The organism is Paraburkholderia sp. GAS33, from assembly GCF_050436645.1.
Classification (GTDB): Bacteria; Pseudomonadota; Gammaproteobacteria; order Burkholderiales; family Burkholderiaceae; genus Paraburkholderia; species Paraburkholderia phenazinium_B.
On sequence record NZ_JBNDMP010000004.1, the window covers coordinates 506,417 to 523,599 of the forward strand.

Annotated in this window: 11 protein-coding genes; 1 reads left to right on the plus strand and 10 read right to left on the minus strand. The window is 60.8% G+C overall.

What is annotated here, in order from left to right; all coding sequences use genetic code 11:
* Positions 1-49: 49 nt before the first annotated feature.
* On the plus strand, positions 50-1,141 hold the full coding sequence (gene pstS, locus P3T24_RS15790) for a phosphate ABC transporter substrate-binding protein PstS (RefSeq protein WP_429407710.1): 1,092 nt from the start codon (positions 50-52) through the stop codon (positions 1,139-1,141).
* Between the two features lie 71 nt (positions 1,142-1,212).
* Here the strand turns inward: pstS and P3T24_RS15795 are convergent, their stop codons facing one another.
* The 10 genes from P3T24_RS15795 to P3T24_RS15840 form a co-directional block, all read right to left on the minus strand.
* Entirely contained in the window at positions 1,213-1,431 is a 219-nt protein-coding gene (locus tag P3T24_RS15795) for a hypothetical protein (RefSeq protein ID WP_429287507.1), read from the minus strand.
* Positions 1,432-1,643: 212 nt separating this feature from the next.
* Positions 1,644-2,297: a hypothetical protein gene (locus P3T24_RS15800; RefSeq protein ID WP_429435885.1), complete on the minus strand. Its 654-nt coding sequence runs from the start codon at positions 2,295-2,297 to the stop codon at positions 1,644-1,646.
* A gap of 312 nt (positions 2,298-2,609) precedes the next feature.
* Positions 2,610-3,107 carry a hypothetical protein gene (locus P3T24_RS15805; RefSeq protein ID WP_429407714.1) on the minus strand — a complete coding sequence of 166 codons (498 nt, stop codon included), beginning with the start codon at positions 3,105-3,107 and terminating at the stop codon, positions 2,610-2,612.
* Between the two features lie 41 nt (positions 3,108-3,148).
* The gene (locus P3T24_RS15810) at positions 3,149-4,903 is read right to left on the minus strand and encodes a ShlB/FhaC/HecB family hemolysin secretion/activation protein (protein ID WP_429435888.1); all 1,755 of its coding nucleotides are present in this window, start codon (positions 4,901-4,903) and stop codon (positions 3,149-3,151) included.
* Positions 4,904-4,974: 71 nt separating this feature from the next.
* Positions 4,975-5,241, minus strand: a complete 267-nt coding sequence (locus P3T24_RS15815; RefSeq protein ID WP_429407718.1) for a hypothetical protein — start codon at positions 5,239-5,241, stop codon at positions 4,975-4,977.
* Positions 5,238-6,116 carry a hypothetical protein gene (locus P3T24_RS15820; protein WP_429435890.1) on the minus strand — a complete coding sequence of 293 codons (879 nt, stop codon included), beginning with the start codon at positions 6,114-6,116 and terminating at the stop codon, positions 5,238-5,240. The genes P3T24_RS15815 and P3T24_RS15820 overlap by 4 nt, the downstream gene beginning before the upstream one ends.
* A gap of 278 nt (positions 6,117-6,394) precedes the next feature.
* A complete protein-coding gene (locus P3T24_RS15825) occupies positions 6,395-6,646 on the minus strand; it encodes a hypothetical protein (RefSeq protein ID WP_429435893.1) in 252 nt (83 codons plus the stop codon).
* On the minus strand, positions 6,643-7,449 hold the full coding sequence (locus P3T24_RS15830; RefSeq protein ID WP_429435896.1) for a hemolysin: 807 nt from the start codon (positions 7,447-7,449) through the stop codon (positions 6,643-6,645). The genes P3T24_RS15825 and P3T24_RS15830 overlap by 4 nt, the downstream gene beginning before the upstream one ends.
* Before the next feature lie 20 nt (positions 7,450-7,469).
* The gene (locus P3T24_RS15835; RefSeq protein ID WP_429435898.1) at positions 7,470-7,694 is read right to left on the minus strand and encodes a hypothetical protein; all 225 of its coding nucleotides are present in this window, start codon (positions 7,692-7,694) and stop codon (positions 7,470-7,472) included.
* Positions 7,691-16,996, minus strand: coding sequence for a hemagglutinin repeat-containing protein (locus tag P3T24_RS15840; protein ID WP_429435901.1), 9,306 nt, complete (start codon positions 16,994-16,996; stop codon positions 7,691-7,693). Before P3T24_RS15840 ends, P3T24_RS15835 begins: the two co-directional genes overlap by 4 nt.
* Positions 16,997-17,183: the final 187 nt, after the last annotated feature.

Sequence of the window (17,183 nt, forward strand, 5' to 3'; positions counted from 1 at the left end):
TGTTGCTCCACATAAACGATGGCTTCCCAGCAATGCGACGGAGAGATGCATGAATCACGATGTTAAAAAACCTGCACTACGCCTGCGCTGGCAGCGTTTCGCTGCCGCGCCGCTATGCGTGGCGGCGCTCACGGTGATGACGGGCGCGTTGGCCAATGCACAAGACCTCACGCTGAACGAGACCGGCTCGACGCTGCTGTACCCGCTCTTCACGACCTGGGTGGACGCGTACACGAAGACGCATCCCGGCGTTCACATCACCGTTGCCGGCACGGGTTCCGAAGCCGGCATCCAGCAGGTGCTGGCGGGCAAGGTGCATATCGGAGCGTCCGATGCGTATATGTCCGATGCCGAGATGCGGCAACATCCGCAGATCATCAACGTGCCGCTGGCAATCGCTGCGCAGACCGTCAACTACAACGTGCCCGGTCTCAACGCAACGCATCTGAAGCTGGATGGGCCGGTGCTGGCTGGCATCTACAGCGGGACGATCCGTAACTGGGATGCGCCGCAGATCGCCGCGCTCAATCCGGGCGTAACGTTGCCGAATCACGCTATCGTGCCGATCCGCCGGGCCGAAGGTTCAGGGGATACGTTCGTGTTTACCCAGTTTCTGTCGTTCGCAACGGATAGCTGGGAAAACGCCAACGGCTACGGCACGACAATTTCGTGGCCGAACGTACCGGGCAGCCTGACGGCGACGGGCAATGCAGGGATGGTGCAGACACTGCAGAGCACGCCCTTTTCGATTGGTTACGTGGGTGTCAGCTTTGGCGACAAACTGGCAGCCGCGCAACTCGGCACCGCTGCGCTCAAGAATGGCGCAGGGGAATTCGTGCTGCCCACCAAGGAGACGATCACGGCGGGCGCCGCTTCGCTGGGTCCGCGCACGCCGGCCGACGAACGGCTCAGTCTGGTGTATGCGCCGGCCTCGGGGTCCTACCCGCTCGTCAACTACGAGTATGCGGTGGTCTCGACAAAACAGCCCGATCCGACGACGGCTGCGGCGGTGCGCCGCTTCCTGCTGTGGTCGATCGTGCCGTCCGAAACCAATGAGGCGTACCTCGACACCGTGCATTTCATTCCGCTGCCGCCGCATACGTGGGAGCTGAGCCAGGCGCAGATCCAGTCGATCAAATAAGGGTCCGCACAACAGAACGGCGCACCCGGTTCGAGGGTGCGCCGTTTGTCTTTTAGCAGCGGCTAAATCGATTAATGGCCGCTATGCAGATGCGCCGCCTTCTTGGCCGCATGCTCGGCGTGCTCGCCAGCGTGCAGCCCGTGACCATGGGCGAGATGCGCATGGTGGCTTGCTGCCTCGTGATCGCCTGCCTCAGCATGCTTCGCTGCTTCGCGATGATGCTTGGCCGCTGAATCGAGATGCTTGGCTGCTTCGTGGTGATGGTGATGAACTTCGTGTTGATCGCTCATGGAAGTCTCCGGTATGTGCAACGGCTCACTCCACGATAGGAGTGAGCCTCTTCACGATAGTGAAGTGCAGTGTCACTTGCGTGACCCCGGAAGCGGTATACGGGATTGCCGCCGGCGAACGATACGATCAGGACGAGCGCGAAGTTCTTTGCGTCTTTTCCTCTGTGCCCATTTGCCTATTTGCCGATACGACCCTGCGTTACGACTTCAAATTACGATTTTGCAGGGCGACCGGTTTTGACAGTTTCGACCGCCGAAATCGCAGCCAGCAGGCGTTGCGAGGTTGCGCCTTCGAGCAGCAGCAGACCGGCGCGCAGCACTTCGCTTTTCTTCACCGAAATGCCGACTTCGAGGCACTTTTGTTTCAGGACGGCGATCTTTGCATAGTCGGACTTGGGCATCGTGAAGCTGTCGCGGACGACTTTTTCTTTCTTGGCGACTTCTTTCTTCGCCACTTCTTTTTTCGCTACGTCCGTCTTCGCGACCGCTTTCTTCGCGGTTTCCTTCTTGGCTTGCTTCGGCTTTTCAGCTGCAACTACCCCGGCGTCGGCAGCCTTCTCTTTCGGTGCGGATTTTTGCTTCGGTGCGGCCTTGGACTTCGGTGCAGCTTTTTCTTTTGCTACGGCTTCGGCCTTCGGAGCGGCTTTTTCTTTCACTGCGGCCTCGGTCTTCGAGGCGGCAGCGGCCTTTTCAACGGACTTGCGACGCGATGCCTTCGGTGCTGCAGTTCCCTTCGTCTTCTCGGGTTTCGCGGTTACTTCCACCACTGCGTCGGTTTGACTGGCATCGGCCGTTACGCCTTCCGTAGCGCTCTTCGGAAAGTGGAAGGTCTTTTTGGTCGGTTTTTTCAGGCTAGGTTCGTTCATTTTCATCTCCATGTCATAATCAATATAAACAGTATATACCGTTTATATTGATTGGCGCAGGTTTGGGGATGAGGCGCGCAGGAACGCCGGGGTACGAGTTGTCCACACATTCCGTTCATAAGGATGTGGATAAATCACGCCCTGCGATAAACAGCCCCGCTATATAAGCCTTTCCGGTCGGCGTGCGGGGCAAACTTCTTTCCCCTCCCGCCCTCAAACATCCATTCCCCCGCGTTCCCCCCACGGCACGCCAGCACTGCGCCGTAGCCTACACTCCGGCTGTGACGCGGGAACATGCAATGCAGCCGCGATCTATTCGAGTTTCTGAAGGGCAAGATAGCCAAGTCGATCCTGGTAATCCCATCGAAAAGCCATCCGATAACCGTCTGGCAGGACGGACATCGTCCGCACCGGTGTGAACACGCCAGTGGGCGTAGGCGGATAATTTTCGCCATTGGGAAGTTCCTTCAACGAAACGTAAGGGTAGTCGCCCAAGACGAGCGCACTTTTTCCACAAGAAAGTTCGTCGGATGCCAGTGTGCACGATCGTGGACTGAAGCCACCGAGCAGCTTTCCGCTCTTGTCATAGAGCTTAAAAAGAGGTTTGTTCTTGTCGCTCGCATAAATCTCTACACGGCCAATTCTGTTCTGGAAATTGCTCGCATCCGTCACCTTGTAGTTACCGTACAGTCTTGGCATCTCCTCTAGATTTCCCGACATTTTCGTATCGAGTATGGGAAATTTCGAATAGTCAATCGCGCACGCCGACAACGAGACGCACAACGCTGCAATCGCAAATTTACTTAGCATGGTTGGCTCGCAAAAAAGCATAGTTAAAAATTGGGTCCCACTCAGAACTGAGCCATGGCCTGCACTCCCACCGTCACGCGCGAGGTCGGGAAACCGCTGGGTTTGTAGACCGGCGTCGCGGCGAACAGGTCGTAGGAGAGACCGACAAAGCGCGAAGGCAGACCACCGCGTATGCCGATCACCGCACCCGCCAGTTGTGTTCCGGCCAGAAACGCCGTGTTCGGCCCGAACACGCGACCGTAGTCGATCCCCGCGTACAGCGCCTGTCCCGTCTGGCCAATGGGCCATTGCAACTCATTGCGCCAATAGAAACCTTTTTCTGCCGCCAGCATAGTTTCGCCGTCGAAGCCCCGCACCGTGTAACGGCTGCCGATGGTCAGGTCGTCCAGATAGAACAGCGTGTCGTTGGTGAACTGCGCGTGAACGGTCGTCACGTAGCGCAAGCTGTGTTGCGCGACCGCGAACGGCACTGACAGGTTCGCATCCAGCACCGCCATGTGGTAACGGTAAGTGGGACCGTCGGGGTACGGATCAGGCGTCGCGCCCAGCCCGCCAATCCCCTGACGGTACGCAAGCGTGCCGTCGAACTGCGACGCGCCAAAGTAGTGCCGGTCGGTCAGGCCCGCTTCGATGAACGTGTTGTTGCGCCGCTGCTGCGGTATGTCCTTGTCATCAATGAAGCTCTCACCGAAACGCTTCGATAGCTGGAACTCCACGCCGAATACATCGCTCTGGCTGCGGCTTAGTACGCGCGCGAGCCTCAGTGCGGCTGTCTGCGAGTTACCGCTGGACACGAACGTCTGGTTCACGCCCGCAATGTTCTGGTAGTAGGTGTTCGTGTTGCCAGACAGCGTTGCCGTCCAGTATCCCCACGGCAGCGAGTACGAACCGTTGAAGCCGTGCGAGCCGAGCGCCTTGTTGCCGAACGACAGGTCCTGATTTGCGCCGACCGTGAAAATGTCGTTGAGTCCCAGCGGATTGTCGATGCCAAGGCTCACGTTGCCCTGCCACTTGCCGGTCGCATCCGTACCCGAGTTATCAACCGATGCGACCAAGCTCCACGGTTTCGCGCGCTTCACGCTCACCACGACATCGCTTTCGCCGGGAGTATTGGTCGGCTCGATCTTCATGTCCACGTCCTGCGACGCGACGCGCTTCATCTGCTCCAGGCCCTGCTCAAGGTCGCGCAGGTCCAACAGGTCGCCGTCGCGGGCGGGGAATGCAGATTTAAGGGTGCCCCGTGTCTCAGCGTCCGCAAGACGGAGCTGGTGGACGACGCCAGGAACGAGCGCAAGGGCCAGCGTGCCGCTGGATAGGTCCTGCTGCGGGACAAGCACGCGCGTCGTGACATAGCCACGGCTCAGGATGGCCTGCTGCAGCCCCTTCGTCAGTGTGTCAATGCCGGACCTGCCGATGCATTGGCCCCTGTAGTGATCGAGCCATTCGCGCGCAAAGGCGAACAGGTCCAGTGATAGGGCCGACGCTCCCCTGCTGCGCACGGCAGCGGGCAGCGTTGTCGGGACATCGAGCGCGAATTTGCCTATGCGGAAGCATGGTGTCTCGACCGGCAGCAGCGGATAGCCCTCGAATGTGGGAAGGGTCGAACGCACGGCAGGTGCCTGCACGGTTGCGTCACGCTGCTGTGCGTCGAGCTGTTGCTGGACCTGCTGGTTCTGCTCGGCGTTGGCCCGGGCGGCGGCGGCTTCATCGGCCGGCGTCGGCGCATGCTGCGCGTTCGACGCGAGCGACACCAGGGCTGTGAGCGGCAGCACCGCCAGCCTCTTTCGGATTTTCATCGGTGTTTCATTCCGTGATTCGATACGACACGCAACAGCGGGCATCGTTAGCCTGCTGCTGTCTCAGCAGCTCATTTGCCGCTCCCGTCATCTTTCGACTTGTAGCTATCGCGCGCTTTCTTGTAGCTATTATCGAAGGGCTTGATATTAAGCAATTTAGCTCGACTGGTCATTCCGCCCACGAGCACTGAGAAAAAGCCAACTAACAAAAAAGCTCTCGCCCAAAAAACCGGGAGTTCACATCCAAGCGCGACCGCGGCAAGCCCTATTCCGATAACGATTAGCGTCAAACGAAGCCATGCGGCCAAGTTGCCGTTGTCGATGAATTTGACCTTCATTTTTTCACCTTGGAACTTTGAGGTCCAAAAATGGCATTTATCTTGTCTTGCATGTTCGTAGCCGCGCCACTTCCGTTTACTTGATTCACCAACTCATTCACAGCAGGGGTTAGCACGGGCGATGCCGCTGATATGTAGTTCGATGCAATAGACGTTGATCCGTTAAAAAGGTACTGCCCGGTATTCGGTCTAGCCAATTGCCCAACCGCATCTGCAGCGATACCTATGACTGTTCCAGTGTATGCGACACCTTCACAAACCAATGAGCAAGGCGTTAATGCCGCACCCGCTGCTGCAAGGGCCGACACACGTCCAGCGTTAGTCGAGACCATCCCCGACGCATCTGCCGTAGTGTTACGCATAAAGTCCGCGTCGCTCTTGTCGAACTTGGTAAACGGTCCCGTTATAGTTGATGACTTCGAGCCGGACAACGGGCTGTATGAAACTGTGCCCGGCACGTCGGTCGCATAGTTCGACAGAATATATGACTGCAACTCCGGATTCGCCAGTGCCGTTATCTGTGTCGGGACCGGCTTGCCGTCGGCGGTTGTTCCTGCCGACATCCACTGTGCACCAGAGTCCGTGGGTGCCTGACCAATTAAGGTCGTCGGTGCGCCCGACTCGTTGGTCCCGTTCGAGGTTGCACCCATGATGCGCATCTGGTCTTCAATCTGCGCCTCTGTGTATTTGCCGCCGCTCTTATCCGCGAGTGCTTGGCGACTGTTTTTTCTTCGGGGTGCAGTTGCCGGTTGAATCGAACACCACACCCCGACACGCCCGCCGTTGTCGATACAGGTTTTCTCCTGACGCGACAGGAACTTGCAAACCGGTTTTCCATGATGCGCGTTTCCATCCGCAATTTTTTGCCCCGACACGGGTTCTGGCCAGAAGGCGCGAGTTTGCCAGAGGACGCATTGCACCCATCTCAATTACATCGCATACCATGCTCGAACACGCTGGCTTCCTGCCAGGGAACCAGGTCCTGTTCAGCATCGGTTACCGGTACCGGCACATCACCATCACACCCGACTATGACTACCTGGTCGCCGGCAGGTATATGAGCGCGCCAGAAGCCGAAGCCACGCGGCAACGACTCAGCAGACGCAAATGAACAACTCACAAACAACAAACCCGGCCAGCGCCGGGTTTGTTGCTAATGATCTTCAATGCTCGGAGATTCTTCCGCCTCACGCTCCTCATACTTCAGCGCACGAAGCTCCTTGGTAAATTGATAGGTAACTGCACCGACGAATGTCACATATGCTGGCAAGCCTATGAGCACCGGACGCCAACCGGCACCTTTTACCAAGGACACAAGCAGGATGAAGAATGGTAATGCACAAGCGGCAGCATAGGCTATAGCCGCTCGGCGATATATATTGCGCCGCTGTTCCGCCTGCGTCATTTGCCACCCTTCTTATCAACTGTTTTGGTGATTGCGTTCTGCGTCGGTCCGGATAGGATTTGATTGATCTGGTTTAAGAAGTTGCCCATTGGGCCAGGCATCATCGTCGTCATTACCGTTCCAAGCACAGCGGAACCTGCTCCTATACCACCAGATAAATCCGCATTCCCGGAATTCGTTATAGCTGTTGCCCCGAACGCTCCTGCCCCGCCTGCCGCAGCGTTGTATCCCCCAACAACAACCTTGCTAGCCATACCCGTGCCTAGAACATCGAGCGGCAACAGAAGAGGTGTCATCGCCCCAGTTATCCCGCCGACCGTGAACGACTTCGTAACGTTCGGCGTATCGGATGATAGTCCCATCGCGTGACTGATCGCATCGCCCACAAAGTCGTATGTTGTACCCAGCCCCCAAGCCGTAGCAACCGCTGGAGCAACAGCACCAAGTGCGACCAAGCCAACGCCCGCGCCTGCCGCCACGCCGATCCGTGGATGCGCGTCGTGGCCTGGCAATGCATTCTGTTCCGGTGTCAGCGAACCGTTCTTGTTGCCATACAGGAACGGACTGTTGTACTCCGCTGGCGTCGCTGTGAACAGGCCGTTGCTGTTCTGGCTAATAAACGCCACCGCAGTCGCGTCGCCACCAGGCCCCTTGCTTGCTGCTGCATCGACCAGACGGTAACCGTTCGCCAGCAACATGTTCTGCGCCTGATCCGCCGTGATCGACTGGCCAGTCTTCTCCTCGTAGAACTGGGCAAACTGTTTGGCGTTATCTTTCGCCCACTGTCGCTCGTCGGGATGCAACTGCCAGTTGAACCGTACTGCTACAGCCGATTTCTTACCCTGAGATATTGCACGACTGCAAACACACAGAAGACTGAACCTAATAAAAAACCCTTAACAAACACATCTTCAGCATCATGCCAGCCCCATAGGTGACTGCCACCATAAAACAACTTCGCCATGTAAGCAATCGTGACCTTCATGGCCGCCACACCAAGCAGCGAGATAGCGAAGGCATAAACAAAGAGAACTAGCAACCGAATCATCTCTTGCCATCCACGTGATTTTTGATGCTGTTGATTTCAGCATTGCCGAACTCCGACCCGAAGCCTCCGCCAACAGAAGAGCCGATAGTTGGTAGATTGTTCGGTATAAGGAAGTTCAACCCCGACGGCCCAGCCCATTTTCCGACATCCGCCCAGCCCGAACTGTTGATCGTTGGCCGCAGGATGGAGTTGATCCCTGTCTCCATGCCTTTGCCAACACCATAACCGAAGGCCGCGCCAGCGCCGCTCACTGCGCCGCCAAATATGACGCTGTCGCTCTTACCATATACGGCGTTATTGATCGCCGTGCCTGTCGCACCACCCACGCCATTCACGAACACGTTCCATCCCAGCCCGCCGGATGCGCCAACGCCTCCCGATATCGCAGCAATGGCCACGTCAATGGGATTGACCGTCCCATTCTGGTAATACTGCGAGCCTGCATTGATCCCCGCGCTAATCGCGCCGGTCCCCACCGCCGAAGTCCATGCAGTCGAACCCAATGCCCCGTCAATCCCGAAGATCGGCGCACCCGGTATTGCTGCCAGTGCAGGAAGGACCGCTGGTGCGGCCAAGGCTCCCGCAATTGCGAGGCCGAGTTTAGGGTTAGCTACAGCTCCCGGTAAAGCCCGTTGCTCCGGCGTCAACGAACCATCCTTGTTTCCATAGAGGAAAGGACTGTTGTACTCGGCTGAAGTAGCGGTGAACATGCCGCCTGCGTTCTGACTGATAAACGCCACCGCAGTTGCATCGCCACCAGGCCCCTTGCTTGCTGCTGCATCGACCAGACGGTAACCGTTCGCCAGCAACATGTTCTGCGCCTGATCCGCCGTGATCGACTGGCCAGTCTTCTCCTCGTAGAACTGGGCAAACTGTTTGGCGTTATCTTTCGCCCACTGTCGCTCGTCGGGATGCAACTGCCGGTTGAACCGGTCAACGTTATAGCCTTCGAATGCACCTGCATTGCCGCCGACTGCCGCACCCGCGCCCGTAGCAATGGCGTTCGCCACGATGTTGCCGAGCGCGGTGTCGATGTCGGCGTTACCGGTCGGGTTCAATCCTGCAATTGCGCCGCTTAGTTTGTTCAGCTCGCCCCCTGCAATCGACGCGATACCCGCTCCTGCCGCACCACCGAGCGCGTTTCCACCTGCAAGGCCGGTCACGAGTGCCGCGCCTGCGGCCTGCATTTCTGCCCGATATGCACCGCCTTCTGCCCATGCCGGATCGCCCGTTGCCTTGGCCTGTGCGTCTGCGTAGTCACCAATGCGCCGCGACACCGCTTCACCCGCAGCGCTTGCCGCCGCCATCATGTCCGCCTGACGGTCCAGCAGGTTGTTCACGTCCGGCAGTTTGGCGACCGTGCCGTTCATGTTCGACGTGTCACGGTTCAGGCTCGCGATGTCCTGCGTCTGGCTGGCTGCGTCGGTGACGCCGATCGTGCCCGCACTGATGCCGCTACGCGTGGTCGCGCTGTCACTGCCGCTGTCGTTCTGGCTCAACATCGGCGCACCGCCGCCTGCATTGGGCCCGTTCGCCGTTGAACCCGGGCCGTGGGTGCTGTAGTTCGCGCCACCGTCACCCGTTGTCACGCCTGCACTGAAGCCACCCGAGTGCGCGTCGTAGCTGGACTGATTCTGGATATCGCTGAAGGTCAACGTGCCCGTCGAGAGATTGTTCTTCGACGCGTCCGCATCACTTGCAATCACCGCGCCCTTGAGGTCGGTATTGCCCTTGACGCTGATATTGAACCCGCCGTCAGCCGTCTGGATGCCAGCCTGTTCATTCACGCCCGCGTAACTACCGTTCGCATTCGCGTTGGTATGGCTGAAGCTCGCGCTGCCGCCTCCCTGGCTGATCGCAAAGCCACCGCCCGTGCTCTCCTGATGCGCGGCGCTCGACATCGTGTCCTGCACGCTCGCGATGTTCAGGTTGCCGCCGACATCAGCGTTCACCTGGCGACCGTTGACGTTCGATCCGATGATGTTTGTATCGCCCCCCGAAATGATCGTTGCAGTGTTGGCCGCCGTCACATGCGTGTTGTTCTGCATGGCGGCATCGCTGTTGCCGTTGCCGTGCGCCTTCGACATCGATGCATCGACTCCCCAGCCCTGCGTGCCATAGGAGATACCCACGCTCGCACTGCTGGACTCATTGCTGCTGCGCGTCGAGTCACTATCGGTCGTGTTCACGAGATTGACCTGATTCTTTGCCGCCAGGATCACGTCATTCGCGTTCACGTTCGAACCCGCAATCGTCACATTGCCACTTCCAGGTGTGCCGTCTCCGGTCGCCACGAACGCGGCCGTGCCGCCCGCCGTGACACTTGAGCCGCGATTGGTCGTGCTGTCCTCGGTGTACCTGCTCTTGCTGTGGCTGCTGCCATAACTGAGTTCGACCTTCGCAGATGGCGTCTGTCCGTTGGCAAGTTGGCCCAGCGCACCGCCAGCCGCACCAACCGAATCGATTGCACCGCTCGCCGCCGCCATGCCGTGCAATGCCGCAGCACGGTCATCCTGACTGTGGCTCGCCGCATGTGCCTGGTCAACCGTGTTGGACACCGCGTCAATCACCGGGGCCTTGATCGCGAGCGTAAAGCCGCTCTGTTTGACCTCGTGCGTCTCGTCGTGATGCATCGTATCGACGGCAGAGTCAATCGTGACGTTAGCGCCGGTGCCGGTGACATTCTGCGCGGCAACCAGCTCGCTGCCAGTAACGTGCAGGTCGTTGCCTGCGGTGATGTTCAGACTGCCATTCAGTGACCCGACCGTGCTGCCCGTATTCGTTACCTGAGTGGTGTTGGCCGTGTCGGTCTGCGTCCTGCTGCCCACCGAAATACCGATCCCGCCACTCGTGCCAAAGCCGGACTCATGCTTCTGGTAATAGCTCGATGTACTCTGCGTGTCCTGCGAGGTCGTGATGTTCACGTTGCCCGCCGCCGCCAGGTCCACGTCGTTCGTGCCTGCGATGGTCGAGCCTTTGACGCCCAGGTCCTTGCCTGCGCTAACCGTGACCGTGTCGCCGGACACGGTGCTGCCCACGCCGATGTTCGCCTGCGTATTCTGCATTGTGTCGGTGGTCGAGCCGTGGAAACTGCTGCCACGCTTCGATTCGGTCGCCGAGTAAGAATCGTGTTCCTCGCGGCCTTCGTTGATAGTCACGTCACCCGTGGCCGCAATGGTTGCCGCGCCGCTACCCGCTGCCAGCGACGAACCGGTGAGCGTGACATTGCCCTTCGCCGGATCGGCGCTCAGGGCCGCGAGCGTCGCGCTGCCGCCCGCGGCCAGGCTCGTCCCGACCGCCTGCTCGTCGTAGCTGCGGTCGGCCTGCTTGCGGGTTTTGTCGTCCGTTGCCACGTTGTTGTAGGTCGCGGTATTCGTGACGGTCGTCGCCGTCAGGTTGCCACCCGCGACCACCGCCATATCGCCACCCGCGCTGATCGTCGCGCCCTTGAGCGTCGTATCGTTGCCGCTCTGCATCGCGAGACTGCCGCCTGCCGTGATCGCGCCAGTCTGGTTGATCGTGCTGCTGGCTTCCCAATGATGGTCCGCATTCTTCGTCACCGACTGCGACGTGTCCGACTGCACGGTATCCACCGTCATATCGTGACCCGCTGCGATCTGCGCATTACCACCTGCTGCGATGCTCGCGCCATGAACCGAAAGGTCATTGCCCGCCACCACCAGCAGGTCCCCGGTCGATGCAATCGTGCCCTGTGCGCCGAGCAGGCTCTGGCTGACCTTGCTGTTGCCCACTGTCGAGCTGACGCCAACCGTATCCACCAGCGTCGTGTTCACAATGTCATGACCGGCGAGCACGGCAACCCGGTTGCCGGTGATGCGTCCTGACGCGTTGACGACATCGTTCGTCGCGGACACCACGGTCGTGCCGTTGTCCGTGCTGCTGCCGATAGAGCCGCCCCGGTTCAGGATGTTGGTCGCGGCGACGACGGTCTGCGTACCGCCCTTGATAACGCCTGAGTTGGTCGCGCTACCGGTGGCGTGAATCTCGACGTCATCGGCGGCGATCAGGGCGCCGGTCGGCTGCAGGTCGTTCGCATGGGCGTGCGCCAGATAGACGACCGGCGCCAGCACCGTTTGCGTCGTACCATCCGGCAGCGTGACGCTCTGGCTGACCAGCCAGACGATATCGCTCGTCAGCGCGTCCATCTGCGCAGCGGTTAGCGCCAGCCCCGGTTCAAGGTTGAACTCCTTCGCGACGTTCACGCCGTTATTCATCAGCGCGCGGTACTCGTCCTCGTTGCTCGTGTAGCCCTGCAGGTAGACGTGGCCTGTGAGCTGCGTGATCTGGTTGCGCACCATCTGCTCTTCGTAGACGCCATCGCCCAGCCGCTTGATGAGCTTCGACGGATCGAGGCCGAGCGCTCCCAGCATGTAGTCGCTCGAAATGAAACTCGCGTAACTCGTCAGGCGCGGATCGGTAACGACGAGATATGACGCGCCCGGGGCCGCGTTGAACGTGTACGGGCCACTCGACGGCAGCGTGATACTGAGTGCGCCGTCCGGTCCGGCAATCGACTGCGGCGCGTTGATGGTCTGCGTCTGGCCGGTGGCGAGGTTGACGGTCTGCGCCCCTGTGCCGGTGATGCCGCCCACGGTTCCATTCGCCCCGAGTGTGCCGCCCGTCGCGCCGGTTGCCGAGTTGGCCGCCGCCACGTTGGTGTTGTTGATGTCGGTTGCGTCGATCTGCACCGAGTTGTTCGCGATGATCGTGCCACCCGTTCCGCCAATGGCAACCGGGGACAGGACTATCGACGGCTCAACCACGGTGCCGACATCGCGCGAAATGTTCTCGTTCCATGCGTAGGTCGAAACGATGTCCTGCGTCTGGTACTGGTAGAGCGTCTGGCCGATGTTGTTCACCAGCGTGCCGCCATAGTTGCCGCTCGCCACATCGCCGGCTGCGTCGGCGCTGCCAATCTGGATCGAGCCGCCCGCGCCGATGGCGCTATACGCGTTGTTCAGCGTGCCAACGTTGGCGAGCACCATGTTGCCGCCCGCCATGATCTGCGCCTGCTGCGCCTGCGGGCCGGTTACCTGGTCCTGCTGCGTGGTGGTGGTCGTGTCGCGTGCGATCTCGACGCGCTGGTAACCCTTGTGGGCGTCGTTGCGCGAAGCGTATTCGGTGCCGGGATCGTAATTGACGTTCGGATCGTAGCCGTCCCAGTAGCTGACGGTGATCGTGCCGTCGGTGTTGGTCGTCAGCGTGTTGTAGTAGATCGTCTGCGGCTGGCCGTTGACGTTCACCACCGGCACCTTGTCCGTCGCGTTTGGGCCGGTGGTCTGCGACACGACGTCTGAACTGGAGAAGGTCGCGTTGATCGGCGCGATGTAGCCGTCGTCCCACATGGCCTGCGTGCAGTAGCTCTTGTCGGCGTTTTCTGTCGTACAGGCCATGTACTTGCTTCGCTTGGTCTGGTGGACGGTATCGACATCGGTTGTCACCGTTTCCACCGTCGGCGCGGGGCGCGCGTTGGTGAGCGTCTGTGCGGCAATCTCGATGTTGCCCTGCGCCTCGATGGTGGACTGGTCGTTGGTGACGGAATTGCTGCGGTTGGCGAGCAGTCCGTTGGCATCGCGCGTGCCATCCGCCGCGATATTGATGTCGCCGAGGCTGAAGAGGTTCGCGCCGCCCGTGTTCGAAATGTCGCCGGGCGAATAGAGATTCAGTTGCGAAGCTGCGGCCATTACGGCGGCAGCGCCCGTGTTGGCGATCAGACCGGCATTGAGCGTAACCGTATTGCCGACAATCGTTGCGGTGTTGGTCAGCGACGCGCTATGTGTCGTCACATTGTCACCTTCGATGCGGCCTTCGTTGGTGATCCCATTCGCCGCATTGACCGTCGTAGCCGACGAATTCAGGTCCGCGCCCGCCTGGTTGTCCACGTTCGCCGCGTTCACCGTCAGCGCGTTCACCGCGCCGAGCGTGCCCTGGTTCGTGAAAGCGCCCCCCGTGGTAAAGATCAGGTTGTTGTTGGCCTGGATCTGGTTGCCGCCGGTGAGCGTGTAATCGCCGTTGACCGTGACCGTACCGTCGTTACCGGCGATGATCCTGCCATCGCCCGTGAGCTGGCTGGTTGTGACGCTCAGGTTCTGGTCGCTGCCGATTGCGCCGTCCTGGTTCGCGAGCGTACCGGCATTGACGGATATCGAACCGCCGCTTCCGGTATCGTTGCCGATCCGGCCCGAGGTATTGTCGAGCGAGGCCGTGTTCAGCGCAATCGCACCGTTGCCGTGGATCGAACCGCCCACATTGATGACCCCTGCGTTGGGGCCGTTCAGCGTGACGTTATTTGTACCCGACAGCGTGGCGCTCGTGTTGTCCGCGAGCTGCGCGATGTTCAGCGTCAGGTCGTGACCCGACACGAGCTGCGCGCCGTTCGTGTTCGACAGCGTGGCCGCATTCACGGTCAGGTCGCCGTTGCCGCCAATGGTGCCCGCGCCAGCGACACCGCCCGTATTGCTGTTCGCGATGGTGGCCGCGCTGATGGTCGTCGCGCCCGATCCGGTGTTGGCGATGCGGCCGTTCGTGTTGTCGAGCGACGCGCCTGTGACCGCGAGCGTGGCCGCCGTGCCGCCTGCCTCGATCTGCCCGCCGGTATTGTCGATAGCGCCCAGAGCCGACACCGACACGATGTCCGTGCCCTGGATCAGGCCAGCCCGGTTATCGAGCATGCTGCCGGACTGCACCGTGGCCGCGCCACCCGCTGTGACGGTGCCGCCCGCATTGCCGACGCTGCCGCCCGACACCGACACGTCGCCATTGCCACCAATCAGGCCGTTGGCCGTGTTCGTGACCGAGCCGCTTGCCGCAACCGTCGTCGCACCGGTGCCGCCGTTCGCGATGGAGCCGCCATCGTTGGCGACCGACTGCGCGGAGACCGACAGCGCATCGTTCGCCTGGATCGTGCCGCCTGCGTTGTTCAGTGCGCCCGAGTCTGTGAGCGAAACGGTCTGCGCGCCGAGGTAGCCGCCCGCGCTGTTGTCCAGTGAAGCGACGTGCAAAGTCGCATCTGTCTGCGCGGCCAGCGTGCCACCCCGGTTCGAAGCCGCACCCGAGTGGACATCGAGCGCGCCATTCGTCGCGATCGTGCCACCATTGTTCGACAGTGTTCCGGTATTGATCGACAGCGTGCCGGTGCCGGAGCTGGCAATTGTGCCGTTGTCATTCACAAGCACAGCAGGACCAAGCGCGAGGCCGTCGCTGTTGGTCTGCAGCGTGCCGCCCGAGTTTTCAAGCGTGCCCGTTACATCAATGGTCGTCGCGCCGTTGCCGGTTTGCGTGATAGTGCCGCCATGATTGACGAGGTTCGCCGCATGCAGTGCGATCTGGTCCGCACCGAGGCTGCCGTGGCTGTTGTCGAACGATGCCGCAGTGAGCGTGGCCAGATGGCCCGCCGCGATGGTATTCGCGTTGGTCAGCGTCGAGCCTGCGGACACGGTCACGTTATCGTTCGCCGCGAGTGTCCCGTTGTTGAACAGCGTCTGCACGGCACTGGCAATCAGCGACTGCACCGCCGTGATCGAGCCCGCGTTCGCGATCTGTCCGGCCTGCACGTTCACGTTACCGTTGCCGCCGATGGTCCCGCCCGCGCCATTGTTCAGCAGACCAACCGCCGTCAGCGTGAGGCCGTCCGCGCCCAGCGCAGCAACATGACCGCCTGTGTTGTTGAGCGAGCCGGCGCTAACCGAAAGTGCGCCGGCTGCCTGCAATGTGCCGCCCTGGTTCTGCAAGTCACTTGTTGCCGCGACGTTAAGCGTGCTGCCCGAGACAATCTGCCCGTTGCGGTTGGACAGCGCGCCCGCCGTGACGCTCTGTGCGCCGCCCGAGGACAGGACACCGCCATCATTCGTGAGCGTCCCAGAGGCGCGCGCGTCCAGCGCGGCGCCCGCCGTCAGGGTCGCGCCCGACAGGTTCAGGTCGCCGCCGCTGGCTGCAAGTTGGAGTGACCCATTGGCCGAGGTACTGCTGCCGGCGAGATTGACCGCCGCGCCGTTCAGCGACGCATTGCCGCCTGCCGCATTGCGTCCGGTCGCGGTCAATGTGCCGCCCGCCGTCACGGACAGATCGCCCGTCTGCGCAAGGCTGCCGTCGCCGTTCACGCCCGCGCCGAGCGTGCCGGTCGATGCCACGCTGCCCGCGTTGACCGTCGTGTTCTGCTGCGCCGCGAGCACACCGCTGTTCGTCAGCGCGCCAGACGTGTTGACGCTCACGCCCTGCTGCGCATACGTCGTCCCGCTATTGTCGATGCCGCCCGCCGCCGCGAGCGCCATGTTGCCGCTTGCATTGGTCTGCCCGGCCAGCGTCAGCAGCCCATTGGCGCTCAATACCAGATCACCCGCCTGCGCCGCCAGCACGCCTTTATTCGACACACCGACGCCATTCTCCGTGCCCACAAGCACGATCCGGTTCGCGTACATCCCGCCAAGCTGGCTCACGTCGATGGAGACACCCGGCGCCGGACCGTCGCCCGCAATCGGCGTTGCATTGAGCGTGTCATGGCTAATGCTGTTCGCACCGGTCACGACATTCAGGTTCTTCGCGTAGATCGCGGCATTCGCCTGCACGGCGCGCGACAGCAGGTCGACCTGATCGGTGTCGCCCGCATTCAGTCCCGCGCCCTGGATGCTGATGTTGCCGCCCGTCACGTTAAAGCCCGCGAGCGAGCCGTCCGGCGCGAAATTCGGCGTGCCGGTGGTCAGGATGGCCCGCGACGTGTTGATGAAGCCGCCACCGTTCACGGAAATCCCGCTTCCGTTAGCAATGACCACCTCTGCGCGCTGGCCCGCAACTTCAAGATGCCCGTTGATCTGGCTCGCCGCGCTGCTATTGACCTGATTGACGATGACGCGCGCCGACTGGCCGGGGCCGAAGTTCGGATTGCCGTTAATCATGCCCGCCTGCTGCGTCTGCACGATCACCGGTGAGTTGTTCAGGATCGCACCTTTCGACTGCACGTCGAACTGACCATAGGTGTTCATCGAGACACCCGCACCCGAGGGCCGGTTGACGTTGACCTGCGGCAAACCGTTCTGTGTCTGGATGACGGATGGAGCGTTAGCGCCACCCGGAACGATCTGCGCACCCGACCAGGAAGGCAGCGTGCCAAGCAGGGCAAGCGCGGCAAACGCGACCTGTCGCAGCGTAAAAATCACGCCCTGTGATTCTTCACTGCGTGCCGTGGTCTGCCCAGTTTCCTTTCCCGATGCCGCAGCGGTTTCCTCGACAGCCACGAGCATTCCGCGCAGGCGGTTATACACAAGTCGAAAGTTTTTCTTGTTCATCAGGTCTATTCCGCACGCCGCTTTTAACGACCGCGTAATCTAGCGCCAGATGAAACAACCCGGGTCAAACGGGCCGCCGTTCTTGAGCCGAAAACAACGAATCACATCAAATCGGAGTTGTCCTATAGGACGTTGACGGGGGATGAAGTAGCCCGGATCAAACGCTTGCGGGACCGGTGCGCTGCGC

What these genes read in the sequence shown, in the direction of transcription:
- pstS (WP_429407710.1), top strand. Translation starts at nt 50, where the DNA reads ATGAATCACGATGTTAAAAAACCTGCACTACGCCTGCGCTGGCAGCGT.
- P3T24_RS15795 (WP_429287507.1), bottom strand. Translation starts at nt 1,431, where the DNA reads ATGAGCGATCAACACGAAGTTCATCACCATCACCACGAAGCAGCCAAG.
- P3T24_RS15800 (WP_429435885.1), bottom strand. Translation starts at nt 2,297, where the DNA reads ATGAACGAACCTAGCCTGAAAAAACCGACCAAAAAGACCTTCCACTTT.
- P3T24_RS15805 (WP_429407714.1), bottom strand. Translation starts at nt 3,107, where the DNA reads ATGCTAAGTAAATTTGCGATTGCAGCGTTGTGCGTCTCGTTGTCGGCG.
- P3T24_RS15810 (WP_429435888.1), bottom strand. Translation starts at nt 4,903, where the DNA reads ATGAAAATCCGAAAGAGGCTGGCGGTGCTGCCGCTCACAGCCCTGGTG.
- P3T24_RS15815 (WP_429407718.1), bottom strand. Translation starts at nt 5,241, where the DNA reads ATGAAGGTCAAATTCATCGACAACGGCAACTTGGCCGCATGGCTTCGT.
- P3T24_RS15825 (WP_429435893.1), bottom strand. Translation starts at nt 6,646, where the DNA reads ATGACGCAGGCGGAACAGCGGCGCAATATATATCGCCGAGCGGCTATA.
- P3T24_RS15835 (WP_429435898.1), bottom strand. Translation starts at nt 7,694, where the DNA reads ATGATTCGGTTGCTAGTTCTCTTTGTTTATGCCTTCGCTATCTCGCTG.
- P3T24_RS15840 (WP_429435901.1), bottom strand. Translation starts at nt 16,996, where the DNA reads ATGAACAAGAAAAACTTTCGACTTGTGTATAACCGCCTGCGCGGAATG.